This is a genomic window from Prochlorococcus sp. MIT 0603, from assembly GCF_000760215.1.
GTDB lineage: Bacteria > Cyanobacteriota > Cyanobacteriia > PCC-6307 > Cyanobiaceae > Prochlorococcus_E.
On sequence record NZ_JNAW01000004.1, the window covers coordinates 82,512 to 105,187 of the forward strand.

A 22,676-nucleotide genomic window follows, 5' to 3' on the forward strand; every position below is an offset into this window, starting at 1 on the left:
TTTATTCGAACTTTTAAAACGCCATTAATTGAGCATTGTGAAGTCGATTAGCCTTCTCTTTTCTGTAAACAGAGTTAGCATTCAAATCTGACTGGTCGTGATATTTACTTCCGTGAGCAGTTGCAATTAACTGAGCCTTGTGAATGCGCTCAGCTCTTTTAATTTTAGAGCGAATTAGTGGGAGAGTGTTCATGACGTTCCTCCGAAATGACAGCCCCGTTCCCTGCTGTCAAAGCATGCATCCCAGAAAAGGGACGAACGTTCTAAAACTGTAGCAACGGATACTAAATAAGCCTCTAAGCGAAGAGATAAGTGTAATATTATTGTAGCAACGGATACCGAATATTCTCTTGCTTAATTTAATGACTAAAACCAACTTATCTAAAGAAGGACTTCGAATAGGGTACAGATTAGTCCCAAGTTGACAGATCTGTATTCCCTGATGATCTTTGCATCCAAAAAATCTTCCAAGTTCCATCTACCTTTTTGAAAATCATTGAATAACTAGATAAATCATTGTTTTGCTCGCCTTTATAACTAAATGCTTCTTTCAAAGTAAAAGCAGAGAAGCCCCAGTCTGAATTTGCTTCTAAACGATGAATCTTGACTAGTTCAGAAAGCTCAACAACCAAGTCTGCGTTGTTATACATTCCAATAAGACCTTCTGCCGTAATAGGGTTACCACTTGGTCTAATAGCTAAGAAATCTTCTGTGACATTAGAGGTCAAAAAAGACTTGTTTTCAGCTCTATTTGCAAAACCTGTAATAAGAGCTTGTATCTGTTGAGAATCTGAGGGCAATGTTTTAAAAAATGTTTGCTTAAAGGATCTCACACAAGAGAGAAGCTGCCTATATCGTTTGATTTTTTTGAGCAAAAGCTCACGGCAAACGTCTTAATTTGATTAAATTACAACCCTCGTTATCTAATCATCATCTAAGCCTTGGAGTGAATGGGATATTTCTTAATGAGTTACTCCACCATCCAAAATCGTGATATTGGTATCACTGGAATTAGCCCAACGCAACTTGCTCAATTCTTGATATTCAGCACTGTTATAAGCGTCAATTGCAGCTTTTTTGGATGGGAACTCGATAATCACTGCTAATTTTCCACCTTGTCCTTCTACAGTTTTTGACTCCATATCTTTAGCAAAGACTGCTCCTCCTAATGATTCAACCCAGGGTTGAAATGCTTCAACATATTCAGCAAATGCTGGATTAGTAACGGTTGTTGTGACAATCCAAAAACCCTTGGCCATCAGAAAAAAATCAATTCAAAACAGCTTTACATACTCCTTGCAATTTGAAAATGTACGTCAGAAAATCAAATACAAAAGTCACTCGGTACGAAATCGAAGTTACAGCTCCTGAAACCTTTACAGCGAAGAGAATTGCATCAAAAGAGAGGGGTGCCTCTTGTATCCTGACTTTTAAACTTTTAGATAAAAATACGACTATATTAATTTATTTTGAACGCATAGTTATTTGGTGGGTTTGAGTACCCCAAAAAAGCCTCATACTAGCAACAATTTTTGCTAAGATCCCTTGGTATGACTAAAGAAATTAACTACTGGCTAATGAAGAGTGAGCCTGCTTTTATACCAAGGGATCTTAAGGATTAAGAAAATCCTGTTCAAACTCTGTTCAAACTTTTCCTATCTCAATGAGACTCAAATATTGCCTCTGCGATGGGTCACACAATTGAAGTTCAATTAGAAAATTGTGCAAGATTTATTCCTGATGGAACAGCTGATCTTTACGCCAAGAGAAATAAATCTGCTAAAGCCCTGTTTGAGCAGGGCTTTTTTCTGTGCAATCAAACCCTATGCGACTACTTTCTTAGCCGTGTCTTTAATTGCATCAACAGCTTTATCAACTGTTTCTTTAACAGGGTTACTTGCAGATGGAGCCAGAGCTTTCAACTCACTCTTAAGAGATTTCTCTCGCTCAAGCAAATGTGTTCTCTGCTTCTCATAAGCATCCTCTAATCGTTTTCGTTGATCAACTACTGAATCAAGCTCCTCTTGATGGTGTTGAACTTTTAATTGAGCCATCTCGCTATCAGAGATGACATAAACAGGACGATAGAAAGAAGGAGCAAGAGAGAAACGAGTAACTGAATACATCACTACGAATGCGAACAACAAATTCACTATGCGCCAAGTAGTTGTTTTTGATGGTGATATAAACCGTAGAAAATGATGCGGTATCTACACCGAACTTCGGTCTCTACGACACAACCCCCCAGTAATAACCGAAGCAAGAGATAAGCAATCACCTATGTATACAGGGAGAAAGAGTCGAGCTGAACGTTAAACGCAGCCAAAGAAAGCTGATAGAAAGAGTCGAGCTGAACGTTAAACGCAGCCAAAGAAAGCTGATAGGAAGAATAATCTATTCACTCTACCGGTTTTTCTGAAATTAGAGTCATTCAAACATATAGGGCTAATTTAAAGTAGGCATAATAAAGAGTAACTTCAGCATCTCTACTAATGAGAGACAAGAATACACTCAGGAGATAATTAAGACAATATTAAATAGACGTATAAATAGGTATAAACCCTCTTGAGCAAATGATTTAACCGTCATATATAGTCTTAGCAATCAACAAGGAGGATTATGAAGCTGGTATCACCTTTCACCATCCTTAACGGCGCAGTAAGTGACGTCTGGAGGATGCACGATTTCAATTACAATTTGCCAAAACCAGAAGCAGATAAAATTTTTAAGTGGGAAGCAGAATGCCTTAGCAATCCAACAAAAGCCAACTGCAAGTTGTATGAAGTGTAAACAAGATTATTTGTAAATATCTTGGGAACTTACATACAGAGGCTCTCCATACTCTTTCAGGGCAAACACTAACAACCGATGCACCTATAGATCACGAGGGAGAAAGTAAGAGTTTCGCACCCACTGATTTAGTCGCAACTGCGTTGGGAACGTGTTTTCTGACAGTTATGGGTATTTCAGCTAAAAGAGAAGGTTGGGATATAGGAGAGATAACAGCAGAGGTTAATAAAAAGATGACTCTAAAAGGACCCAGGGCAATTGAATCAATTTCTATTCAACTTTTCATGCCTATTGATTTATCGATAGAGAGGTTAAAAGTTCTTCAGAAAGCAACTGAAGATTGCCCGGTACTAAGAAGCCTGAAAAGCTCATTAAAGCTCACAGTCCATTGGATCACTAATAAAAGGAGGTATTAAAATGCATCTTGAATTCACCCCTATTCAAATTTTCAGAGAAACACCTCAGGTTACTTTCTTCGATGCAGGAGTAAGAGCATCGAATGGTTGCGATGTCGTTATGCATCGAGGAAGTGCGACATCTCCTCCTAATGACGAGGAATTTGAACAGTATTATGTACACCAGTTTCAAGTTGATCATAACTTAGTTATCGAAGGCAAAAGAACATTCACTTTGCTAAATCCTTCATGGGATGAACCTCATCATGTGATTTTTCTAAGGCGAGAGATGGGAGCACTGCAAATTCCTATAGGGACTTATCACAGATCAGTTTCAGGGAAAGAAGGAAGTATTGTTATCAATCAATCAATAAGAAAACAGGGCTTTGACCCTAACAAAGAGTTTATTCCTGTAAGCCTGCGAGAAAGAAAAGATTTGAGAGAGGCAAAAGCTACAGAACCTATTTTTTGGGTATACGAAAACAAGAGAATAAAAAGAATTGAGCTAAATCCATTACAACTAGAAGGCTCGCAACAATTCTAATAATGTTTCTATCTGAGCCAAATGAAGCATGCAGTTATCTCCTGCCTACATGCCAACCATCAAGCATAGCTTTATAATGAATCGTTAAAATAGATTGGTATAATAATTAGGATTATCTGGTTAGCTGTACTTCTACAAATTTAAAAAAATGCCAAAGTTTAGAGTGGTCATTTGGAAAACCCAAACAGACCCATCATTACCTCGGTACGAAACCGAAGTTACGGCTCCTGAAACCTTTACCGCGAAGAGAATTGCAGCAACAAGAGAGGGTTGCCTTGAATCTGAGTGCACACCTTTTCTAATAAACGAACCTCAATCAACATCATCTTCAGGCGGTTCTTCTACAGTCTCTGGCTCTGGCTTCAAGCCTGATCCTAATCTCATACCTAATCTAATCAATTTTGTTCAAATAGTTTTACCCTATTTAAAGTACCTTTATATAATTAATGCTATTGGAGAAGAGCAAGAAGAAAGAAAAGCCAATTTAAGAGACAATGAAAGAAGTCTTATAAAAAAACGAAAATTTTGGGTTTTTGGTGTAATTATTTTCATTTTTTCACTGATCACAGTTTTACCACTAATTCCACTATTAATTATTCATCTAGGCTATTTTTTCGGCATAAGAAAATTCTATGTTAAAACGGGAAATAAATTATTGTTAGTTTCTCTTGTTGAAAAATTTAATCGATAAATTCTGTTCGAACCTTGTTAGAACTTTTCTTCAGTTTTTAAAAGTGCCTTAGGCAGGCATAATCTCTAGATTGAGGCAACCCGCATAAGAAATATTTCCATCTAGTCCAAGCTTGAGGGACAGATATCTTTTTATTAGCTCGTATATGTGGCAATAGCGTCAAGACAATCATGGATACCTACGAAAGGATCGACATACGTAAGAGAACAAAAGAAATTACTGATATTGAGTACGGAAAGAAGACAAGCAATACAGCAGTTGTGCAGCTATATACTGATTAAATTAAGTAGTCTCATCTTCCTCAAAGAAAGAGCTGTAAAGTATCTTTCCCATAATTCTTTGTCTCTCTAAATTATATTCGGCCTCAAGTTTTTTTAATCGTTCATCCACTTCTTCCTCTACCCAAAGCTCAATAGTATCAAATGGTTCTGTCAAACAATAAGCCCAAAGCCAGATAAACTGTTCAACCATCTCTACTTTGCATTCATTCAAGTTCCCCTTTCCGTCTCTCAAGCAAGCCTCGTAATCATTCCAAACTTCTTCTTTGTCAGACTTATTGCGTTCAATAATCTCATCTTTCCACTTGTCCCAAAAAAGAAGTTTTTCGTCACTTCCACGTAGCGTAAAAGCTGCTTCCAGATGAGCAATTTCTTTTTCTTTATCACTTTTAAGGAAACGGTGTTCACTTTCAAAACCTACATTTCCGACTGAGCTCGGACCAGAAATATTAATCTCTTCCAACTCATGAAAAGTGTAAGTAGCAATAATTTCTTCATAGGCCGATTCGAATCTATTCATGAAGCCCTTTCTCTTACTGTCTTATTTAGCAAATGAATGTCCTTAAAAACATATGACTTAAGAAACCTATTCATTCTAAAGGAAGTGATCAAGTGGACACCTTAAAGGAGAAGCTAACCACCCCTTTATAAAGGGGGAGGGGAAAAGTTAACCACGCCTCTATAAAGGGAGAAGAGAGCGCTAACGGGGACTCTATACAAGGGGAGAATAAGCAACCACGCCTGTATACAGGAGGAGGAGAAGAGTAAACCACCCCTCTATACACGGAGAAGGGAGAGGTAATGGGGACTTTATACAGGGGAGGATAAGCAACCACCCCTGTATAAAGGAGGAGGGAAAAGCTAACCACCCCTGTATAAAGGAGGAGGAAAACCCATTCCACAAATACATAGTCAGAGCAATGGACCTGCCAAGTGGCCCCCTATACAGGCAGAAGGAAGACAAACATACCTACAACAATTTCCTTTACTGATGTTCGGGTGAGCGCAGCGAACGAACATCACGAAAGCACCGTCTGTATCTCCCAAACACACAAACCCCAACACTCAATATCTAAAGGTTCAACCCTGATGATTCTGCTGTCCCCTCATAGGACATTCCGCATCATCCTTGTTGAGACTGTATGGATAGATAGATAGTTAATTAATTCACAATCACTATTACCTATGACTAAAACCAACTTATCTAAAGAAGAACTTCAAAGACGTAAGGAGTTAAGAGACAGACTTCTGGAAGCAATCGATAGGAGTCAGGATGAAAATAAGACTATTTTTAATCCTTGGGATAAGAGGATTAATTACTTGGACTATTAGGACTGATTAGTCTCGGGTATAGGCAAACCTAATTGCTCTTGTCTATCCATTCTTTACCCCTCCCCATTACACCTAGCTAATTACTTAAGAACTTTTTATTTCCTAGTTTTTGTTTAGCTTTCGAAAGATTCAACTTAATTGTAGATTCCTTAGGATTGAGCTTTCTAGCTTCATTATAATCATTAATTGCTCGTTCTAACTCATCTAATTCTTCATAACAACAGGCTCTATTATTATAATAAGAGAAATTATTATCTTCTAATTCAATTAATTTGTCGTAAAATTTAAGAGCTTTGTTAAATTCTCTTTTTAATTGATAAGATAAGCCTAAATTAAAGAGAACCTTATTATTTTGATAAAGCCTATTTAGGATTTGTAACGCACCATCTATATCGCCCGATTGTCTTTTCTTTATAGCCTCTTCCTCAAATTCTTTTAACCTAATTAAAAAATAATCGTAATCAGTAATTATTTCTGCATCTTTGGTTTTATGCATTGTTCTACCAGCTAAAGAGTAAAATATATTTACCCCACCAAATCCTGCCGATTTTTCAAAGATTCTGACCTTAAATTCTTTCTCATAAAATACATAAGATCCCTGATCAGTTAACACTTCAATTTGACTAATAGGAATTAAAGATATTGTTGCTCCATCAGTACAGTGATAATTCCCTTCATTATCTGGATATTCTCCATCTTCCTGAAAGCAAATGCTCGCAACATGAACTCCCGTTTCCATGGTAACAATCTCACCACATGAAAATTCTAAAGAAATATCCATAGATGGATGGAATGCTCGAGCGGCATCACCTAGATAGTAAAAACCAGGTGGGAAAATAATATCTAATTTTCTTTTCTTTTCTTTCTCAGCTTCTTTTCTTCTTTCTATCCATGATCTTTGTACATTAATTAGGTATGGAGATAGCTCCGCTCCAATAAAATAATCTGCCAAAGCTGTATCTGAAAGTTCCGCTAGATTTTCAGGAATTTCATTATCGAAAATCGTATTAATCTCAAAATCATAGCCATTCTCAATTAATTTATATTCCCATCCAATTGATTTGACTAAATCAATCGAATCCCCTTTTAGTATAAATTTAATATCACCAGTATTTAAGATCATCAACTCGTTTTCTGGATTCCTCATAACTTATCAAGTATTTGAATTACCCCTTGGACTGGACCTAGATCTTCACCTTTATGGGGAGCGTCTCTCTCTTTTGAAAGCTGGACGGACTTAAAAGATGGCCGATTTATCCCGTTAGTGCAACCCTGTAATTAGTCCTACTTGGATGAGTCCAAGACATGTCTCAAGAGCCTGAAAACAGCCAAAATGAAGCCTATTCAGAAGTCACAATCAGGCTTCCCGAGCGTATCGTCAGACGCTTTGATGAGCTCAAGGAAGAATGGGGTCTAGAGCGCAGAGGTGCAGTGCTGGAAAGGCTTCTCGAGGAAATCTTCCAAGAAGATAAAGATAATCCAAAGAGTTAACGTGGAATCTAGGCTTAAGTATTTCTTCCTCTAGCCAGGTCAATTTTTTATGGTTTAGATGACGGTCCAGCCAAAAATATTCAATGGATCAAAAGCAGGAGAAAAGCGAGAAGGAAGAAACTGAACAACCCAAGAACTCAGAACAAACCTCATCAACAGCAGAAATACTAACCTCGGTTTTTGACGAAATAGAAAGTCGTTCTAATGGTACTTCTGTAGCAGGTATTCCAATCAATTTCTACGACCTAGATGCAATGACTCAAGGTCTACAAAGAGGGTCTTTGATTGTTATTGCTGGTAGACCTGCCATGGGCAAAACATCCTTATGTCTAAACATCGCAAAAAATGTTGCCCAGTTACACGACTTACCTGTCTGCCTCTTTGGCCTTGAAATGAGTAAAGAGTGTTATACGTATCGTCTGCTTTCAATGGAAGTTGGAATTGAAACAGGAAGGCTTAGGACAGGAAGACTTCAACAAGACGAATGGTCAATCCTTGGAAAAGGTATTGACACTCTTGGTCAACTGCCCATTTTTATTAATGACAAAGCTGCAATCACTGTTGAAGAAATACGTGCCACATGCGAAAGAATCAAGAAAGAACAAGGCAATGGCGAACTTGGGTTAGTCGTTATTGATTATGTTCAACTTATGGATGGTCAGAGATACATGGAATGTCGAGATGCAGAGCTGGGAAGAATAGTGAGTGATCTTAAAAATATGGCCACACAATTAAATGTTCCACTCCTTCTCATGTCTCAACTTAGTCGTGACATTGAACATAGAGAAAATAAACGTCCCATGCTGTGTGATCTAAGAGAAACACAATCACTAGAAAGCGATGCAGATATGGTCGTAATGATTTATCGAGATGAATACTACAACGCTGAAACAGAAGACAAAGGCATTACAGAACTCATCACCTGCAAGCATCGCAATGGTCCCATTGGTACTGTGAAACTCCTATTTGAACCGCAGTACACACGGTTTAGGAACTTAGCTGCTTAGGAAAATGGAAATTAATAAAAACTCAAGTAGGGAAGAGGTTCTTGCTGCTGTTCAAGAAGATGGTTTAGCTCTTGAGTTTGCCTCTGATGAGTTAAAAGCTGACCGTGAAGTCGTACTTGAAGCCTGTAAGGATAACGGTAATGCCCTTAGATATGTCGAAAAGGATTTAAAGCAAGATCGTGAGATCGTCCTTGCAGCTGTTAAATCACAAAAGGGTGCTATCGAAATCGGCATTAAGGAAGTAGCAAAAGAAAGCCTCAAATCAAAGGGAGATTCGGTTGAATTCAACGCTGAAGATTTGAAGCGGAACATTACACATCAAGTCATGTTTGCAAATATGACTTCTCATGGTGGAGGATTTCTGGAATTTGCCTCTGATGAATTAAAGGCTGATCGTGAAATCGTACTTGAAGCTGTGAAGTCAAATGGTTGGATGCTTGAATTTGCCTCCGATGAGTTAAGAGCTGACCGTGAAGTCGTACTTGAAGCTGTGAAGTCAAATGTTTGGGCACTCCAATTTGCTGCTGACCACTTCAAGAGAGACCGTGAAGTAGTCATAGAGGCCTGGACATCTAATAACTTTAAATTTAGATTACATGATGGGAAACTCCAGTATGCAAACATATTTTTACTCGAAGTTACCGATGACCATTTCATGGAAGACCGTGAATTCGTACTTTCAATTATTCGTGCTGAAAGAGGCTCTCTAGAATTTGTCGCTGAACATTTAAAAGATGATCGTGAACTCGTACTTGCAGCAGTCAAGACAAGTCCTTTCGAACTCGAATTTGCCACTGAGGATTTAAAGAGCGATCGTGAAGTCGTACTTGAAGCTGTTAGATCACATGGTGGTGCACTCCAATTTGCTGCTGACCATTTGAAAGCTGACCGTGAAGTCGTTCTTGAAGCCTGCAAGGTGAATGGTAATGTCCTTAAATATGTCGCTGAGCATTTAAAAAGTGATCCTGAAATCGTAGTTGCAGCTGTTAAATCAACAAATGGTAATGCACTCATGTATGTTGATGAACGCTTCAAAACCGATCCAAAATTGATCAAAATATTGCACAAATATCTGAGCAGAGATAACGACTAACGCAAGGAGCAAGGAACTCCCCCCATACACCCTTCTTTTTGTTCTCTTATAGCAATCTAGAGATAGTCATATGCAACTGAATACTCTTTAAAGAAACACGCACCAGCTTGCAGTCACTCAATGGCAGAGCATTGTGTGGATAGGTTTTGAATATTGTGTGGATAGAAAAAATACGAAAAACTCAGATCTGTTGCCGTTACTGGATTTCTCAACAGAGCCTTCTTATTAGGAATAGAGATGGTTTTCTGTCAGTTGCGATCTGTTTTATTTATTAGAAGCTCTAACAATGATTTCTCTGATCTTTTGAAACATCTAGAAGGTAGATATGAAACTTTCATTTTCTATTGGATTTTACAAGTTTTTCAAAGCTAATTCCTTCTTGATCACAGTACTTATGTAAGAACTTTAATTCACGTAAGGCATGGACCTGAAAAGTAGCAAAAGCCCAAAATATTATCGTGACAATCCAGCTCCAAGAGAAGATGATAGGAATTAATCCAAGTATGAAATAGACCCAAATACTTACGAATGTACTCTTTTCTCTTTTCTTATTAGCTAAATAACGAGGCAAAGGGAAATTAGGAACGATGCCTTTAGCCTTGTTGTAAATGTATGAATTAGCAATTCCTATGTGACCAGCTGACCAAGTTCGCATGGTTTTTTGAAGATCAACAGGAGCTAGAGCCTCACAAGAAAAAAGAATATTTCGAAACTCCTCATCAGAAATATCTTTGATTTCATTAAGAGTAGCTTGTTTAGCTTGCTCAAAAATATGTTGGTTAATTCCCTTCTCATTTGGCAATCCTTCAATTCTTTTAAGGTCTATAAGTAAACGCCATGGTTCCAAAGATAGGTTGTCTTCTACCCAGCTATTATCTACTGGTTTACCATCTATTGCATTTTCTAGTCGCTTCTTAGCCTGAATCGTATACTCCTCAGGAGACGTTACTAAAAACTCTCGACCTGGATGATTACGAGATAGATAGTTTCTTAAGTCCTCGAAGTCTCTAAAGCCTAGTTCTCCTTTCTCAAAATGATTTCTAGATTCAGATCCCATGTATTTTGCATTAACACACATGCGCCAGATATTTGTTAATTCTTTTACATCATCTGAGGCTTTATACATTCGAGAATCCCATCCTTTTGCCCCCTCTTTTAGGGCATAAATAAAACCTGTATCAGTAAGACAAATAAAATCAGATTGGTTCAAATCATTTGGAATGTATGATGTTTTCCAGTATTCAGGAGCATTATCAAAGCTTTCTTTAGATATTGTTTTTATGATTGCCATACTATTCTTTCTCTTTCTTACAGAACAGGTTCCATTTTTTTAATTTTATCTTTCATAGTTTAGCTGACTATACTATTCCCCATTTTGTACATTTTTTGAATATTTGATTTAGGACCTATTTGTTTTTCTTCCAGCCATCGCTTTATCCAAGCTGCTTGTGCTTTTTCTAGTAAATCTGCAACGGCGACACGCTCTCTGGCTTCTTGCATCTTTTGACGTTCTAATTTCTCCTTAGCCGCTCTTCTATGTTTTTTGCAACTGGCTTCTAACTCCTCTAGTTCAACAAATAACTTATCTAAATAATTCATTCGGTAATTAAATCGTTCGATAGGGTCATCAATTTTTTCTGAAGCCTCATTCAAAGCTTTCGTTATTTCTTCAGCACTTGGTCGAAAATAGAGAGGTCTAGTCATCGCTATAAAGTTTCCCGTTTGTCTCTGTTGCAAATCTAGAGAATCGCCAGGCTCTTGCTTCTCCTTTACATACATCAACATCAAACCGTTGCATTACTGACCATGTTCGACGTTGATGGGTCCCTGCTCTAACCGACACATTGCAATCATTCTCATAGTCAGCCATATAGCTGGGATTTACACCTGTACCTTCAAGTCGTTTCTTGAGACGCTTATCGTACTTATGAATAACAAGAGTGATTGCCTTAGATTCGAGTTCTTTAGCTTGCTTTTCCATAACGTCCTTGTAATAGGCAAGCAAAACTTTTTTATTCTCATGACCCATCTCTTTACCCTCAACTTGCTTACCCAGACATAAAGGTTCCCACTTGCTGTAAGGAGAATGATTTACGGATGCAATTTGAGGTGTTCCTGAAAATTCGCCCATGTCCGATCCGTAGTAGACATCTTGAGCTTCATTCATCTCAGAAGGGTTAGGTGTTTGTCCATAGGCAACCTTCTTCCCTTTGCAATCAGCAAATACCCAGAAGATATTTGCATTCTCTGGCTCTTTCACAATCCCTTCCCTAATTACATATGGAACGTATGCTTCTTTTTGGGAGAACCAGTTATAAGTAGCACTCATAACTTTTAACCTGATCCAACCTTCTTCTGTTGACTCTGGATCGGTTAATTGAAAATGGCGAGAGTGACAACCTGCTCCACAGCCATGATAAAAAGTGATGTCATCTTGAACTATTCCATTAAAGGTATTAGGTGCCGCTTCGTTGGCAAAAGCTGAAGAGCCAGTAAGTCCAAGTATCAGAGGTGCAAGCAGTAAATTTTTTATCACCCCATATCTCCACAAACTGCTCTGATCAAAAAGGGCATCCCTTTCTCAACTCCACTTCTTGATAGTGCAGGGACTAGGTAGTCATCAATAGTTGATTTCAAGCAATCCGCAATACGCCAATCATTTATGCGAGTAGGCGTATCACTTGAATATTCGACTCTGGTTCTAAATTTGTACCTAATTCCTCCGTCTATAAGTTGCTTTTCATGTAAGAACATTTTGTATGTAACACCCATTTGAAGTCCTATATAAAAAGGTTCTTCTGCTGGATCTTTGCTCTGCTTACCTTGGCACCCAACAACCAAAAGGCCTGCGATTAGTGGAAGTAGTAAGCGTTTCATTCGCAGCCTCTTTGATCTCTTACCCGATCAGCAGCACTGGGGTTGCTAAGAGAATCTGCTCTCCTCCAATCAGCACAGGCACCTGACATATCTCCTAATTTAGCCTTTGTACTCGCACGGAGGTTATACGCCATTACCCACCCTGGAAACATCTCAATCACCTTGTCGTAATCAGCAATCGCTCCTGACAAATCTCCCGACTCCCGTTTATACCAAGCGCGCTCGAAGTGAAACCATCCAACCTGCCATGGTTCCCTTGCTTGTTCTTTTTGAGGGGCAGCACGTATTACCGCAGCAGTTGTTCCAAATAACAATGGTTGTCCAATTGGAATCAGTGCTAATGCAGTTGATAGCAGTAAGCATTTCATATCTGAATTATGCAGCTTTTGCCGTTTGATTTCTTTTGGCGTAAAGATCAGCAGTACCAACAGATAAAAAACATGCGATTCTTTCTTTAGTTATTAGTAATCAAAACTTGATTGAAATAGAATAAAGAAATAGGGGTGAGAATGTTAAGCCATCCACACACCATCCACACATCGCAATATCGCTGAGATCCCATGGCACAACAGGAACCTAACTACTGGCTAATGAAGTGCGAGCCCTAAGTTATAGAAACACATTAAAAGACACTAAAACAATAATCGGTTCCAAAATATTCCCACATTAATCAAAGAAAAGAAGGGTCTAACAATGATGGTCTATACGAAAGTAAAAAGGGCCTCTCTTCGTTTTTAACTGCAGTGATCACATCTTCTCCAGTATGCCAAATCCATTGTTGTTGAGGAGACCTTCCATCAATATCAACGCTTGTTCCAACTGGAGGACCAAAACGGTGTCTTAATCCAGCCAATACTTCAGTCATATTTTCATAATCCATTTCGTAAGCAAGCTGTTTCAACCCATGATCATCCTCAACACGAACACGAAGTCTATTTACAGGTAACCCACTTATCTGAAAATCTCTGACTTCAAAAAGGTCCTTACTTGCTTCTTCCTGTACAGGGTTTAATGACGCACCTAAATGTCTTTCTACACTTTGGAGATCCATCCCCCATGTCAACCCTTCGACACAAGCATTTACAGGCATAGCCTTGAGCTGAATCAACACAAGAAGAAGAACTAAACAAATTATTTTAAAAAACCCTGCCATTTAAATGCCTTTGATCTTCCTAATTGAAAAGTAGAGGATTACTTCCACGAGGTACATCTTTTGTGCGAGATTGAACTAAAAGAAAGATAAGATCTCCTAACTGACTGGCTAATAAAGCATAAGCTTTGACTGGTGGAAAACGATTAAAAGAAATTAATAAATTCTGTTCGGGCGCTCACCTTGTCCTGATTACAGAATGAAAATGATTATCATTCCAGCTCTTTGTTAAGCTCATAATATCTTTACCATTGCCCAAAAGATGGGACAAAAATGGTTGATTTCAGGTTCGCCAGGGTGCGGGAAGACCACCTGGATACTTAACACAATCAAACGTAATCCAGGTGCTTGCGGATATTTACGTCTCGCTGAGCAGGCTAAAAACGGTCAAGAGAAATCACCTGAATCTCTAATTGATTACACATTTTTAAAAGATCAGGTTCCTCATCTAAAAGACTTATCCGGCTGTCCTGATACCTCAATTTCAAAGCACAAAGACTTACTAATTTTAATTGAGCTTTCACAATCCCAATCACCTGAGGAATTAGAAGCAGTCGGGATAAATCCTTACGTCAAGAGTCAACTCGAGTCCTTAAAGCTGCAACCTGATAGGCACCTACACTTTGGTCGAGACTCAGAGTTACCAAATAATGACACATTGGTTTTCAAAGAACTTGCATTTTGGAGCCTCAACCTTGTTAAAAGCGTATGGGATCCACAGAGTCTGAATACCTTTTGGTTTGAGCTTGTCAATGGAGCCTATGGAGATGTCTATAGAGCCAAGGGTCTCATGAACTTGCCCGATGGACAGTCTGTTTTCTTCAACTGGATTGTGAGTCAAAAAGGGTCACAGTTTCTTCCACTAAAAACAGTTTCTCCTCCTAATGGCAGGCCTGAAAGAGCATCAGGGCTTGTTATACAAGGAAAAGGACTTGATTGCATAAACATTCAGTCAACAATTAATCTCTGCCTGCTAAACGATGCCTTACTCGAAATGCATCAAATGCCTCTGAGGGATCGACAACCAGAAGCCCTCCACGCAAGTTAATCATCATGAAACATGCAGTAATCTCCTGCCTACATGCCAACCTAGCTGCTGTAAAAGCAGTACTAAATGATATTGATCAAAAAGGAATTAGCGATATCACCTGTCTTGGTGATCTAGTGGGCTATGGACCACAACCGAATGAAGTAGTAGATCTAGTACGAGAACGTGCTATTGCTAGCTGTCAAGGGTGCTGGGATGAAGATATTATTGAAGGTCTTAATGCATGCGAATGCAGCTACCCATCTCAACTAGCGGAAAAGCGTGGGCACCTAGCTCATGAGTGGGCAGCAGAGCAATTAACAGATATCAACAAAGATTTTCTAGCAAGTTTGCCAACATCAATACGTAGAGATCGCATGCTGTTTGTTCATGGTAGTCCCAATAGCCAACATGAGTATCTTCTACCTGACATGAATGCATTTGCAGCACTTGAAAGAGTTGAGAAAGCCGGAGCTGACACTTTGTTTTGCGGACACACTCATCAACCTTATGTACGTGAACTGAAAAATGGATCAATTCGAGTGCGGCTACAAAGCACGTCTAATCAGAATGCAGAAGACAAAGAAATAAACTTACCAATGCGAAAAATAGTCAACGCAGGATCAGTAGGTGAGCCTCGTCATGGCAGTACTAATGCCACCTATGTAATCCATGATGATGTTACTGGAGAAGTTGAGATCAAAGAGGTGGCCTATGACATTGGACTAACATGCCAAGCCATTATTGATGCCGGACTACCACGAATATTCGCATGGAGGCTGAGTCATGGCTTTGAATTTGCCGAGCAAGCCGAAGATGCTAGTCATGTTTGCGAACGATGATTGAGCGCTGGGCACTAGTGAGTGGTCTAAAAGGTGACCTAGAAAACTACGAGCTGATTCAACGTGATTTAAAGAAGGCTCGTGGAGTTACGGCCTTATTTGTCCTGGGAGATATGATCGGGCCAGAACGCAACTGTGATGCGTTGTTAAATCGACTACAAAACCCCCGACGTGATGAGTTACAACCTCAATGCATTTATGGCTGGTGGGAAGAGCAGCTGCTTACAGAGCAGGGATTACGTGGCGAGAAAAAGGCAGATGCTTTGCGACTAAATCAAGGAGAAGAAGCAGTAACAGCCTTATTGAATGCTGTTGATACCTATCATCTCAAGTGGCTATCATCACTTCAATTTGGCTTCATTGAATTGGACTGCGGTCTAATTCACGGAAGCTCAGCAGATATAGGAGATAACCTTACATCAGAAACCTCTCCGCTAATTCTTATTGATCGCCTTACTCGACTTGATGTAAACAGATTATTTACAGCACACAGCACTAAACAATTTCATCTTGAGCTCACTGGAGGAAGGCTCGATTCACAGGTAAAAGACTTGAATGGTGAAAGTCAACATCAGCAGAAAGTATCTAAACAAAGCATTATTGGGATTGGAGCAGGGGAGAGTTACACCATCTATGACGTTGGTAGTGATAAAACACACTTTCTTACTGCTGGTGCACAATGCAATACACCAGGCAAGGGGTTTGCATAACAATCATCATTGTGAGTAATTCTTATTCCTTTCAAATACTAATTAGATAGAGCAAAGAAATGAAGGTGAGAATGTTAAGCCATCCACACACCATCCACACACCATCCACACATCGCAATATCGCTTAGATCCCATGACATCACAGAAACCCAACTACTGGCTAATGAAAAGTGAGCCTGCCTTCATACCAATCGATCTCAGCTTTTCATCAAATAAATTCGTTAATTCTTTATAGGTATGGGCATCATCTTCCCACCACCTTGATCATCATCATCTTCAAACCAGAAAAAGATAACCACTATTCCAAAAATCGCTATAAACAATGAATAAGAGATAACCGCAAGTTCACTCATTTGTTTTTAGTTACGAATTTCGAAAGAGACTATCAGAAACAAGAAAAGGTAATGTGTCTAATTTTACAACCGCATTTTTTTAGGAGGATTTTGATTAGCAATATTCTCACTCCTATATAATTGATGTATACCTTCTAACTGATTATAAATAGCTAACAATTGAGCGCTGACATGGTCAATATTTTCAATACCGTTTAAGTCAAAAATAATCCTTTCAATTCGATTCTTTGATTCGATTAAAATATGGCACTCTCTAGTTCCTGATTCGTATAGCATTAGATTAGGTCCTCAATTTCGTAAAATATTTAATAAGAAAGCTACGAGAAATATGTCAATAGCATAATGATAATACCAATCATAGCTAATCTGCTATTAAGGATTTCGGCTTTTATAAGATTAGAGAAAGACATCGTTCTAAGCTAAAAAGTATTAAACGCTAATCAAGCTAACAAAGCGACAAAGAACATATCTGTAACTATTAATGCTCTTATCTGCAAGAAGGAGGGTGAATATAATATTCAGTATATTTTACTACAAAATTCACTCTAAAGCTGTCAGCGTTTAGGGATAAAAGCCTTCCTAAATATGATTTAGTCTCATTAAATACATCTCAGAAAGAATAAATCTATATCTTAATTTTAACCAAAAAATAATATCATGGAAGCCATTACCCTGAAAAAGCAATGTGCCATAAGAAAAGCAATTACAAGAAAATTTAAGAAAGCCAAGCCATCCGCAATTACCTTTCAAAGGGATACTTTTAAGCCTTATCTAAAAGTCAATAAATCAAATCTTAAAAAATCTCTTTAAACAATGGATGACAATCAAGACTTTGACGAAAAAAGTCCTGACCTTTATGAAGAGGTCTTAGTTTCCGAATCCTTAGATCAATACGAAGGTCTTTTGAATCGTTCCAAAAGTACTAAAGAATATCTAAAAAACATCCATCAAATATTGAGCCTTAACCACATAAAAACTAAATACTAGAATTAAGAAAGGAGGGTGAGAATATTAATCCATCCACACACCATCCACACATCGCAATATCGCTGAGAACCCATGGCACAACAGGAACCTAGCTACTGGCCAATGAAGAGCGATCCTGATCTTTTTATCAGTTATAGCAACTAATCTAGTCCATTTATTGCCTATTTCTCTTTTGAAAAAAATATCAATCATACCAATATTTTTAATATTAATAGGGTGCTCAAAGCCTCTAGACAAAGAGAGTGTAGTTATTCAAAATTGCTATGACGGAGATACTTGCACCACAATCACAGGAGAGAAGATCAGGCTTGCTTGCATCGATACTCCAGAACTAAAAGGAAAGAAAGCTAATCCAATCCCGGCCAAAGCAGCTAAAGACTATCTCAATGGATTAATTGCTGGAGAAGAAGTATTTATTAATCGGATTACAAAAGATCGCTATCAAAGAACAGTTGCTGAACTATCTCTAGATGGAATGAATATTCAAGAACATTTAGTTGATCAAGGCTTCGCGATCATCTATGAAAGATATGCAAGTCAATGCAACTGGTCAAAACAAAAGTAGATAGAGTAAAGAAAAGAGATGGAAGAATGAGGTTTCATTCCAACTCCATTCCAACCATCGAGTATCGCTAAGATTACAGGCTATGACTGAACCTAACTACTGGCTAATGAAAAGTACGCCCGACTAGCTATTACTAGGTTCTCAAGGAATCGTGATTTTTCACCCAAACTTTACCCAAACTTTACCCAAACTTTTTAGTAATTAACAGTAGCTCTAAATTTAGAGAGATGGCTTTCTTTCTTCAGCATAAGGAGTTAATTGTTTAATAATATCAAATATTGCAATACCCATAGGCATTGCAGTTCTCTGTTCCCGAGGGGTACGAGTATCTTTTGAATAAATCAATTCAACAACTCTCATGCTTGCTTCGTTTGAGTCAGTCAAACAATACCAAGTACGAGGAGAGCCACCAATAATAGTTTTAAAGACCTGACCCTTAGAATCAATTATTGAAGGTTCAAAATCAGTGGATGAATTAATAAATATTCTCTCACCTTTTTTATTTTCATAAGCCATTACAATAGAAACATCAGTAAAATGATTAACCCTATTATCATTACGTTTAGGCTGCAAATTATACCCTACTCCACTATATTTATTGGGAAACGCATAATTAGATACCAATAAATTATGCACTACAATATCCTTCATTTCTTCAAATGAATAATCTTCAACATCATTACTTCTGAGATAATTCATAAAATCTTCTATGGTTTTTTTATTGATAAATTGAGCATTAATCCTGACACTTTTCATGTCTAACTTATTTAAACCAATATAATCAGAGTCGTTAGCTAAATACTTTCTTTCTACAAAACCTTTATCACAATAAAAATATTTCTCATTTTCAGAACTTACTGAGACAGCCTTTCCTAGATTACCTCTTTTAACTTTCAATGGGTTTAAATTAATGATATTCCCACCTTTATTCAAATCTGATGAGATAAGAGGCGAAGCTGAAAATATCATCAATGCACCAGAAAGAGCTGTTAAGAATTTTTTTGAAAATGACATTGGAAATAAATGAGTTGAGTTATTAAAAAAGTTTTTATTTAACTTTTAAGTATCCGGTAAATCCATCTACGGGTTCCCCCATTCGGAAAAATGGCAATTGCCAACAACTATTTTCAGTCGAATATGTACAAGAAGTTAAGTATTCTCCCTCTGAAGTTATTATCTTGTTAAAAACTTTAAGTTCTCTCTTCTTTTCATCAAATTTCGTAATAGCTTGATACTTTGTTGAATTTTTAGTATTTTCCCATTTGTAAGTCTTACCTATCTCTATGGGACTGTATGCATAACCTGTAATATTTGATTTTTCTTCTCCAGTTAAATCTCTGTTTTTATAGGATCGACAAGTAGTGTATGGCACTCCATTATATAATGTTTCTTTAAAATATAATTTATCCATATATAATTTACCCTTTTTAGTTTTATATACGATTGTCATTGGTATGGATTTTGCAGGATCAAACATTGATCCACCTTCATCCCTTTTTCTGTAGATAGCACTTTTAAAAATTTTCCCGCATCTAATGCTGTTATTAGCTATGAAATTCTTTTTACTATTAGCTCTTTGTTTCAATTGCTTTTCAGGGTCTAATGATGAATCTTGACCTCCTCCTGAGCATCCTGACAAAATCAATGTTGCAATAATACCGATCAATTTAAAAGATTTCACTCTAAACTCTATCCCAAAATTTAAGAATTAAATATTATCTTACATCAACCTATTAATTTAATACTTTTTAAAACCTTTTATTTACCTAAATAGTAATTTATTGGATAATGAATTTATACCCAAAAAAGTTTGAATAAACCTTGTTTCAAGCTTAAAAATTCGCTGAGATCCCTTGATATGACTGACGTTAACTACTGGCTAATGAAGTGTGAGCCTTGAGTAATAGCAAGCACTTAAATAATGAAATTATCATCTCTTCAGCAATACGGGATCGTTACTACAAATTATTGGGCGTTCACTCTGACAGATGGCGCACTTCGCATGTTGGTGGTTTTTCATTTTCACCAACTTGGCTATACAGCTTTAGAGATTGCATTTCTTTTTTTGTTTTATGAGTTCTTTGGGGTCATTACTAATCTCTATGGCGGCTGGATTGGTGCTCGATATGGCCTACGACTAACTCTCTGGGCAGGCACACTTCTTCAAATCAGTGCTCTTTTGATGTTGGTTCCTGTTGCTTCAAGTTGGCCGAAATTTCTAAGCGTTAGTTATGTGATGGTTGCGCAAGCAATTAGTGGTATTGCTAAAGACCTCAACAAAATGAGTGCAAAGAGTGCAATCAAAACAGTCGTACCTGAAACCCCTGAAGAAGAACAAAAAGGAAAAAAGAAGTTGTTCAAATGGGTTGCTCTTTTAACAGGATCAAAAAATGCCCTAAAGGGGGTTGGGTTTTTCCTAGGAGGGGCATTACTAACTGGATTTGGTTTTAATAATGCTGTTGGGCTAATGGCGATTGGCTTGGCGTTGTCATTTCTTATGACATTGATCTTGCCAGGTGATATTGGACGGATGAAGGAAAAACCAATATTTAAGGACCTTTTCTCAAAATCAAAAGGAATTAACACTCTCTCGACTGCACGTTTCTTTCTCTTTGGAGCTAGAGATGTGTGGTTTGTAGTCGCATTACCTGTTTTCCTTGAGACATCACTTGATTGGAACTTCTCTGAGATTGGAGCTTTCCTAGGCCTATGGATTATTGGATACGGTTTTGTACAAGCATTGGCACCAAGTTTAAGAAATCTTTGGGGGAAGAAGTCGAGCCCAGGAATTTCAACGGTTCAATTTTGGAGTGCGTTGCTGATGGGGATACCTGGACTAATAGCCATTGCATTATGGAGACAGAATGATCCAAGCATTGCCATTACTGCTGGTTTAATTGCGTTCGGAATAGTTTTCGCAATGAATTCTTCTATTCATTCATACATGGTTTTGGCTTATACAGATGCTGAAAATGTCAGCCTCAACGTTGGCTTCTATTACATGGCAAATGCGGCAGGCAGGCTTATTGGGACGCTTCTATCAGGAGTTTTATTTGTACTGGGAGATACTCCTTATTTAGGCATGCAGATTTGTTTGTGGTGTTCCAGCTTATTTATCCTCTTCTCATGGTTGAGCAGCCTTCAGCTTCCTTCACTAAAGAACTCCGGGTGTCTTAATTAAATAGTCTCACAACCCAAGAGATCACTTCTGCACTGTCGCAGGAAATATTTTGAATAATATTTTCTATCAGTTGAGATCTGTTAGTTATTAGTAATCAAAACCTGATTGAAATAGAATAAAGAAATAGGGGTGAGAATGTTAAGCCATCCACACACCATCCACACATCGCAATATCGCTGAGAACCCATGGCATCACAGGAACCAAACTACTGGCTAATGAAGAGTGAGCCTGATGTTTATGGAATAGATGATCTTAAAAATGAAGAAGAAACACTCTGGGATGGAATTAGAAACTATCAAGCCAGAAACTTTATGAGGGATATGAAAGCAGGAGATCTCGCTTTTTTTTATCACTCAAACTGTAAGCCTCCTGGGATTATTGGGCTTATGGAAGTAATAGAGACTCGTTTAGTTGATCCAACTCAATTTGATCAAAAATCAAATTACTACGATCCAAAGTCAAAACAAGATGCTCCTAGATGGGATTGTGCAAAGTTGAAATATATCAAAAAATATAGCAAACTACTTAGTCTTAAAGATATTAGTGAAATCTTTGATCCAACGGATTTAATTCTAATTAGAAAAGGAAATAGATTATCAATTATGCCTGTAATTCCATCTGTTGCAGAAAAGTTTTTTAAGTTGTTAGACAATTGATTGATTGACATTGAATTATAAAAAAGTTACTGGGAATCCCACATAGTCCTCATTGCAGAAACTATTACCTGTGCCACGGGAATAGGCCAAAACACTTCCAAACCTCTTTTGTCAGTTCCTTCTGCAGAAAGAATTAACTTTAAGCTCCAATTCTCACTATTGCCATCTATACAGGCCCACCATGGCAAGCGTTCAATTTCAAGAAAAACTTTCTCTTCTGGCATTAGTTGACTTTTTAATTGTTCATATTGACCGATTAAATCCAATATCACACCATTAAGACTTTGCCATTCATTTGAACTCAGTTCAACCGCCCAATTCTCACCGCCAATTAATACAGGAAAACCAGTCCTTAACTCATCCCTTTCTAGTCGCCATCCAGGACCTTCCCGCTGAATCATCCTGGTAGCAAATCAGGTTGATCCTGTTCGTCACTTAATTCAATAATAGATCTTTGCACAGGCTTAACTGATGACTCCTCAAGCAATCCATCAAAATCATCAAATCGACGCTGTTTAGCCCTAAAAGCTATGCGAACAGTTGTTAAATATCTATTACTAGCTTGACGAATAAGACTTTCGCCACGCTTTGCAAGATCTTTTGAGTCAAATCCAGCTTTAATCACACAAATCTTGAAACTATATTTATTTTAATCGACAAGGCCTCCCAGGGGCCAAAATAAAGTGAACAGGAAACAATGAAATTT

At 37.9% G+C, this 22,676-nt stretch carries 32 protein-coding genes and 1 pseudogene; 15 read left to right on the forward strand and 18 right to left on the reverse strand.

All coding sequences use genetic code 11. The features are described 5' to 3' along the window. Nucleotides 1-13: 13 nt before the first annotated feature. From EV07_RS07445 to EV07_RS07465, 4 genes are all read right to left on the reverse strand, one after another. Nucleotides 14-193 carry a hypothetical protein gene (locus EV07_RS07445; RefSeq protein ID WP_036919050.1) on the reverse strand — a complete coding sequence of 60 codons (180 nt, stop codon included), beginning with the start codon at nucleotides 191-193 and terminating at the stop codon, nucleotides 14-16. A gap of 217 nt (nucleotides 194-410) precedes the next feature. After that, nucleotides 411-833 (reverse strand): DUF3804 family protein, encoded by a 423-nt coding sequence (locus EV07_RS07450; RefSeq protein ID WP_081936970.1) that lies wholly within the window; start codon nucleotides 831-833, stop codon nucleotides 411-413. 129 nt (nucleotides 834-962) lie between these two features. Continuing rightward, nucleotides 963-1,259 (reverse strand): DUF1330 domain-containing protein, encoded by a 297-nt coding sequence (locus EV07_RS07455; protein ID WP_036919056.1) that lies wholly within the window; start codon nucleotides 1,257-1,259, stop codon nucleotides 963-965. A 564-nt stretch (nucleotides 1,260-1,823) separates the two neighbouring features. Further along, the gene (locus EV07_RS07465; RefSeq protein WP_241434030.1) at nucleotides 1,824-2,153 is read right to left on the reverse strand and encodes a hypothetical protein; all 330 of its coding nucleotides are present in this window, start codon (nucleotides 2,151-2,153) and stop codon (nucleotides 1,824-1,826) included. Between the two features lie 466 nt (nucleotides 2,154-2,619). Between EV07_RS07465 and EV07_RS09980 the strand changes: the two genes are divergently transcribed. From EV07_RS09980 to EV07_RS07480, 4 genes are all read left to right on the forward strand, one after another. After that, nucleotides 2,620-2,790, forward strand: coding sequence for a hypothetical protein (locus EV07_RS09980; protein ID WP_193742736.1), 171 nt, complete (start codon nucleotides 2,620-2,622; stop codon nucleotides 2,788-2,790). Between the two features lie 143 nt (nucleotides 2,791-2,933). Beyond that, the gene (locus EV07_RS10080) at nucleotides 2,934-3,206 is read left to right on the forward strand and encodes an OsmC family protein (RefSeq protein WP_241434031.1); all 273 of its coding nucleotides are present in this window, start codon (nucleotides 2,934-2,936) and stop codon (nucleotides 3,204-3,206) included. A gap of 1 nt (nucleotide 3,207) precedes the next feature. Continuing rightward, complete coding sequence (locus EV07_RS10085) at nucleotides 3,208-3,729, forward strand: hypothetical protein (protein WP_036919062.1); 522 nt, start codon at nucleotides 3,208-3,210, stop codon at nucleotides 3,727-3,729. 148 nt (nucleotides 3,730-3,877) lie between these two features. Continuing rightward, nucleotides 3,878-4,420: a hypothetical protein gene (locus tag EV07_RS07480; protein WP_036919063.1), complete on the forward strand. Its 543-nt coding sequence runs from the start codon at nucleotides 3,878-3,880 to the stop codon at nucleotides 4,418-4,420. Nucleotides 4,421-4,702: 282 nt separating this feature from the next. Here EV07_RS07480 and EV07_RS07485 read toward each other — a convergent pair whose 3' ends face one another. Further along, nucleotides 4,703-5,218, reverse strand: coding sequence for a hypothetical protein (locus EV07_RS07485; RefSeq protein ID WP_036919066.1), 516 nt, complete (start codon nucleotides 5,216-5,218; stop codon nucleotides 4,703-4,705). A gap of 665 nt (nucleotides 5,219-5,883) precedes the next feature. Between EV07_RS07485 and EV07_RS09990 the strand changes: the two genes are divergently transcribed. After that, complete coding sequence (locus EV07_RS09990; protein ID WP_193742735.1) at nucleotides 5,884-6,030, forward strand: hypothetical protein; 147 nt, start codon at nucleotides 5,884-5,886, stop codon at nucleotides 6,028-6,030. 76 nt (nucleotides 6,031-6,106) lie between these two features. Here the strand turns inward: EV07_RS09990 and EV07_RS07490 are convergent, their stop codons facing one another. After that, nucleotides 6,107-7,177 carry a tetratricopeptide repeat protein gene (locus tag EV07_RS07490; RefSeq protein ID WP_081936971.1) on the reverse strand — a complete coding sequence of 357 codons (1,071 nt, stop codon included), beginning with the start codon at nucleotides 7,175-7,177 and terminating at the stop codon, nucleotides 6,107-6,109. A 158-nt stretch (nucleotides 7,178-7,335) separates the two neighbouring features. On the opposite strand from EV07_RS07490, the gene EV07_RS07495 reads away from it, so the two are divergent. From EV07_RS07495 to EV07_RS07505, 3 genes and pseudogenes are all read left to right on the forward strand, one after another. Beyond that, nucleotides 7,336-7,521, forward strand: a complete 186-nt coding sequence (locus EV07_RS07495) for a hypothetical protein (RefSeq protein WP_036919070.1) — start codon at nucleotides 7,336-7,338, stop codon at nucleotides 7,519-7,521. A 71-nt stretch (nucleotides 7,522-7,592) separates the two neighbouring features. Further along, a pseudogene (gene dnaB, locus EV07_RS07500) lies at nucleotides 7,593-8,528 on the forward strand (replicative DNA helicase); the annotation flags it as partial. 4 nt (nucleotides 8,529-8,532) lie between these two features. After that, complete coding sequence (locus tag EV07_RS07505) at nucleotides 8,533-9,621, forward strand: DUF4116 domain-containing protein (RefSeq protein WP_036919075.1); 1,089 nt, start codon at nucleotides 8,533-8,535, stop codon at nucleotides 9,619-9,621. A 334-nt stretch (nucleotides 9,622-9,955) separates the two neighbouring features. On the opposite strand, the gene EV07_RS07510 is transcribed toward EV07_RS07505, so the two are convergent. The 6 genes from EV07_RS07510 to EV07_RS07535 form a co-directional block, all read right to left on the reverse strand. After that, nucleotides 9,956-10,912 carry a hypothetical protein gene (locus tag EV07_RS07510; RefSeq protein WP_036919078.1) on the reverse strand — a complete coding sequence of 319 codons (957 nt, stop codon included), beginning with the start codon at nucleotides 10,910-10,912 and terminating at the stop codon, nucleotides 9,956-9,958. A 59-nt stretch (nucleotides 10,913-10,971) separates the two neighbouring features. Next, nucleotides 10,972-11,325: a hypothetical protein gene (locus EV07_RS07515; protein WP_036919080.1), complete on the reverse strand. Its 354-nt coding sequence runs from the start codon at nucleotides 11,323-11,325 to the stop codon at nucleotides 10,972-10,974. Beyond that, on the reverse strand, nucleotides 11,318-12,157 hold the full coding sequence (locus EV07_RS09995; RefSeq protein WP_072013344.1) for a hypothetical protein: 840 nt from the start codon (nucleotides 12,155-12,157) through the stop codon (nucleotides 11,318-11,320). Before EV07_RS09995 ends, EV07_RS07515 begins: the two co-directional genes overlap by 8 nt. Next, entirely contained in the window at nucleotides 12,154-12,498 is a 345-nt protein-coding gene (locus tag EV07_RS07525) for a hypothetical protein (RefSeq protein ID WP_036919082.1), read from the reverse strand. Before EV07_RS07525 ends, EV07_RS09995 begins: the two co-directional genes overlap by 4 nt. Next, nucleotides 12,495-12,866, reverse strand: coding sequence for a hypothetical protein (locus EV07_RS09285; protein ID WP_152557623.1), 372 nt, complete (start codon nucleotides 12,864-12,866; stop codon nucleotides 12,495-12,497). Before EV07_RS09285 ends, EV07_RS07525 begins: the two co-directional genes overlap by 4 nt. 302 nt (nucleotides 12,867-13,168) lie before the next feature. Continuing rightward, nucleotides 13,169-13,651: a hypothetical protein gene (locus EV07_RS07535; RefSeq protein WP_036919084.1), complete on the reverse strand. Its 483-nt coding sequence runs from the start codon at nucleotides 13,649-13,651 to the stop codon at nucleotides 13,169-13,171. A 259-nt stretch (nucleotides 13,652-13,910) separates the two neighbouring features. On the opposite strand from EV07_RS07535, the gene EV07_RS07540 reads away from it, so the two are divergent. From EV07_RS07540 to EV07_RS07550, 3 genes are read left to right on the forward strand one after another with little or no spacing between them, the layout of a single operon-like run. After that, complete coding sequence (locus tag EV07_RS07540; protein ID WP_036919086.1) at nucleotides 13,911-14,696, forward strand: ATPase; 786 nt, start codon at nucleotides 13,911-13,913, stop codon at nucleotides 14,694-14,696. A gap of 5 nt (nucleotides 14,697-14,701) precedes the next feature. Next, on the forward strand, nucleotides 14,702-15,517 hold the full coding sequence (locus EV07_RS07545; protein ID WP_036919087.1) for a metallophosphoesterase family protein: 816 nt from the start codon (nucleotides 14,702-14,704) through the stop codon (nucleotides 15,515-15,517). Continuing rightward, nucleotides 15,514-16,227: a phosphoesterase gene (locus EV07_RS07550; RefSeq protein ID WP_152557621.1), complete on the forward strand. Its 714-nt coding sequence runs from the start codon at nucleotides 15,514-15,516 to the stop codon at nucleotides 16,225-16,227. The genes EV07_RS07545 and EV07_RS07550 overlap by 4 nt, the downstream gene beginning before the upstream one ends. A gap of 221 nt (nucleotides 16,228-16,448) precedes the next feature. Here EV07_RS07550 and EV07_RS10150 read toward each other — a convergent pair whose 3' ends face one another. Then, complete coding sequence (locus tag EV07_RS10150) at nucleotides 16,449-16,580, reverse strand: hypothetical protein (protein ID WP_152557619.1); 132 nt, start codon at nucleotides 16,578-16,580, stop codon at nucleotides 16,449-16,451. Nucleotides 16,581-16,643: 63 nt separating this feature from the next. Beyond that, nucleotides 16,644-16,856 (reverse strand): hypothetical protein, encoded by a 213-nt coding sequence (locus tag EV07_RS07555; protein WP_036919089.1) that lies wholly within the window; start codon nucleotides 16,854-16,856, stop codon nucleotides 16,644-16,646. A gap of 537 nt (nucleotides 16,857-17,393) precedes the next feature. On the opposite strand from EV07_RS07555, the gene EV07_RS10000 reads away from it, so the two are divergent. After that, nucleotides 17,394-17,567 carry a hypothetical protein gene (locus EV07_RS10000; protein ID WP_193742734.1) on the forward strand — a complete coding sequence of 58 codons (174 nt, stop codon included), beginning with the start codon at nucleotides 17,394-17,396 and terminating at the stop codon, nucleotides 17,565-17,567. A gap of 157 nt (nucleotides 17,568-17,724) precedes the next feature. After that, a complete protein-coding gene (locus tag EV07_RS07560) occupies nucleotides 17,725-18,132 on the forward strand; it encodes a thermonuclease family protein (RefSeq protein ID WP_241434032.1) in 408 nt (135 codons plus the stop codon). A 219-nt stretch (nucleotides 18,133-18,351) separates the two neighbouring features. On the opposite strand, the gene EV07_RS07565 is transcribed toward EV07_RS07560, so the two are convergent. Together EV07_RS07565 and EV07_RS07570 are read right to left on the reverse strand one after the other, a co-directional pair. Further along, nucleotides 18,352-19,146, reverse strand: coding sequence for a hypothetical protein (locus EV07_RS07565; RefSeq protein WP_036919092.1), 795 nt, complete (start codon nucleotides 19,144-19,146; stop codon nucleotides 18,352-18,354). A gap of 34 nt (nucleotides 19,147-19,180) precedes the next feature. Next, entirely contained in the window at nucleotides 19,181-19,813 is a 633-nt protein-coding gene (locus EV07_RS07570) for a hypothetical protein (RefSeq protein WP_036919096.1), read from the reverse strand. 240 nt (nucleotides 19,814-20,053) lie between these two features. On the opposite strand from EV07_RS07570, the gene arsJ reads away from it, so the two are divergent. Both arsJ and EV07_RS07580 read left to right on the forward strand, forming a co-directional pair. Continuing rightward, nucleotides 20,054-21,313, forward strand: coding sequence for an organoarsenical effux MFS transporter ArsJ (arsJ, locus tag EV07_RS07575; RefSeq protein ID WP_036919098.1), 1,260 nt, complete (start codon nucleotides 20,054-20,056; stop codon nucleotides 21,311-21,313). A gap of 186 nt (nucleotides 21,314-21,499) precedes the next feature. After that, nucleotides 21,500-21,970 carry an EVE domain-containing protein gene (locus tag EV07_RS07580; RefSeq protein ID WP_036919100.1) on the forward strand — a complete coding sequence of 157 codons (471 nt, stop codon included), beginning with the start codon at nucleotides 21,500-21,502 and terminating at the stop codon, nucleotides 21,968-21,970. A 26-nt stretch (nucleotides 21,971-21,996) separates the two neighbouring features. Here EV07_RS07580 and EV07_RS07585 read toward each other — a convergent pair whose 3' ends face one another. After that, a complete protein-coding gene (locus EV07_RS07585) occupies nucleotides 21,997-22,371 on the reverse strand; it encodes a DUF1818 family protein (RefSeq protein ID WP_036919102.1) in 375 nt (124 codons plus the stop codon). Beyond that, entirely contained in the window at nucleotides 22,368-22,595 is a 228-nt protein-coding gene (locus EV07_RS07590) for a DNA-directed RNA polymerase subunit omega (protein WP_011125734.1), read from the reverse strand. The genes EV07_RS07585 and EV07_RS07590 overlap by 4 nt, the downstream gene beginning before the upstream one ends. Between the last annotated feature and the right edge of the window lie 81 nt (nucleotides 22,596-22,676).

What these genes read in the sequence shown, in the direction of transcription:
- EV07_RS07445 (WP_036919050.1), bottom strand. Translation starts at nt 193, where the DNA reads ATGAACACTCTCCCACTAATTCGCTCTAAAATTAAAAGAGCTGAGCGC.
- EV07_RS07455 (WP_036919056.1), bottom strand. Translation starts at nt 1,259, where the DNA reads ATGGCCAAGGGTTTTTGGATTGTCACAACAACCGTTACTAATCCAGCA.
- EV07_RS09980 (WP_193742736.1), top strand. Translation starts at nt 2,620, where the DNA reads ATGAAGCTGGTATCACCTTTCACCATCCTTAACGGCGCAGTAAGTGAC.
- EV07_RS10085 (WP_036919062.1), top strand. Translation starts at nt 3,208, where the DNA reads ATGCATCTTGAATTCACCCCTATTCAAATTTTCAGAGAAACACCTCAG.
- EV07_RS07480 (WP_036919063.1), top strand. Translation starts at nt 3,878, where the DNA reads ATGCCAAAGTTTAGAGTGGTCATTTGGAAAACCCAAACAGACCCATCA.
- EV07_RS07485 (WP_036919066.1), bottom strand. Translation starts at nt 5,218, where the DNA reads ATGAATAGATTCGAATCGGCCTATGAAGAAATTATTGCTACTTACACT.
- EV07_RS09990 (WP_193742735.1), top strand. Translation starts at nt 5,884, where the DNA reads ATGACTAAAACCAACTTATCTAAAGAAGAACTTCAAAGACGTAAGGAG.
- EV07_RS07490 (WP_081936971.1), bottom strand. Translation starts at nt 7,177, where the DNA reads ATGAGGAATCCAGAAAACGAGTTGATGATCTTAAATACTGGTGATATT.
- EV07_RS07495 (WP_036919070.1), top strand. Translation starts at nt 7,336, where the DNA reads ATGTCTCAAGAGCCTGAAAACAGCCAAAATGAAGCCTATTCAGAAGTC.
- EV07_RS07505 (WP_036919075.1), top strand. Translation starts at nt 8,533, where the DNA reads ATGGAAATTAATAAAAACTCAAGTAGGGAAGAGGTTCTTGCTGCTGTT.
- EV07_RS07510 (WP_036919078.1), bottom strand. Translation starts at nt 10,912, where the DNA reads ATGGCAATCATAAAAACAATATCTAAAGAAAGCTTTGATAATGCTCCT.
- EV07_RS07515 (WP_036919080.1), bottom strand. Translation starts at nt 11,325, where the DNA reads ATGACTAGACCTCTCTATTTTCGACCAAGTGCTGAAGAAATAACGAAA.
- EV07_RS07525 (WP_036919082.1), bottom strand. Translation starts at nt 12,498, where the DNA reads ATGAAACGCTTACTACTTCCACTAATCGCAGGCCTTTTGGTTGTTGGG.
- EV07_RS09285 (WP_152557623.1), bottom strand. Translation starts at nt 12,866, where the DNA reads ATGAAATGCTTACTGCTATCAACTGCATTAGCACTGATTCCAATTGGA.
- EV07_RS07535 (WP_036919084.1), bottom strand. Translation starts at nt 13,651, where the DNA reads ATGGCAGGGTTTTTTAAAATAATTTGTTTAGTTCTTCTTCTTGTGTTG.
- EV07_RS07540 (WP_036919086.1), top strand. Translation starts at nt 13,911, where the DNA reads ATGGGACAAAAATGGTTGATTTCAGGTTCGCCAGGGTGCGGGAAGACC.
- EV07_RS07545 (WP_036919087.1), top strand. Translation starts at nt 14,702, where the DNA reads ATGAAACATGCAGTAATCTCCTGCCTACATGCCAACCTAGCTGCTGTA.
- EV07_RS07550 (WP_152557621.1), top strand. Translation starts at nt 15,514, where the DNA reads ATGATTGAGCGCTGGGCACTAGTGAGTGGTCTAAAAGGTGACCTAGAA.
- EV07_RS10150 (WP_152557619.1), bottom strand. Translation starts at nt 16,580, where the DNA reads ATGAGTGAACTTGCGGTTATCTCTTATTCATTGTTTATAGCGATTTTT.
- EV07_RS07555 (WP_036919089.1), bottom strand. Translation starts at nt 16,856, where the DNA reads ATGCTATACGAATCAGGAACTAGAGAGTGCCATATTTTAATCGAATCA.
- EV07_RS10000 (WP_193742734.1), top strand. Translation starts at nt 17,394, where the DNA reads ATGGATGACAATCAAGACTTTGACGAAAAAAGTCCTGACCTTTATGAA.
- EV07_RS07565 (WP_036919092.1), bottom strand. Translation starts at nt 19,146, where the DNA reads ATGTCATTTTCAAAAAAATTCTTAACAGCTCTTTCTGGTGCATTGATG.
- arsJ (WP_036919098.1), top strand. Translation starts at nt 20,054, where the DNA reads ATGAAATTATCATCTCTTCAGCAATACGGGATCGTTACTACAAATTAT.
- EV07_RS07580 (WP_036919100.1), top strand. Translation starts at nt 21,500, where the DNA reads ATGGCATCACAGGAACCAAACTACTGGCTAATGAAGAGTGAGCCTGAT.
- EV07_RS07585 (WP_036919102.1), bottom strand. Translation starts at nt 22,371, where the DNA reads ATGATTCAGCGGGAAGGTCCTGGATGGCGACTAGAAAGGGATGAGTTA.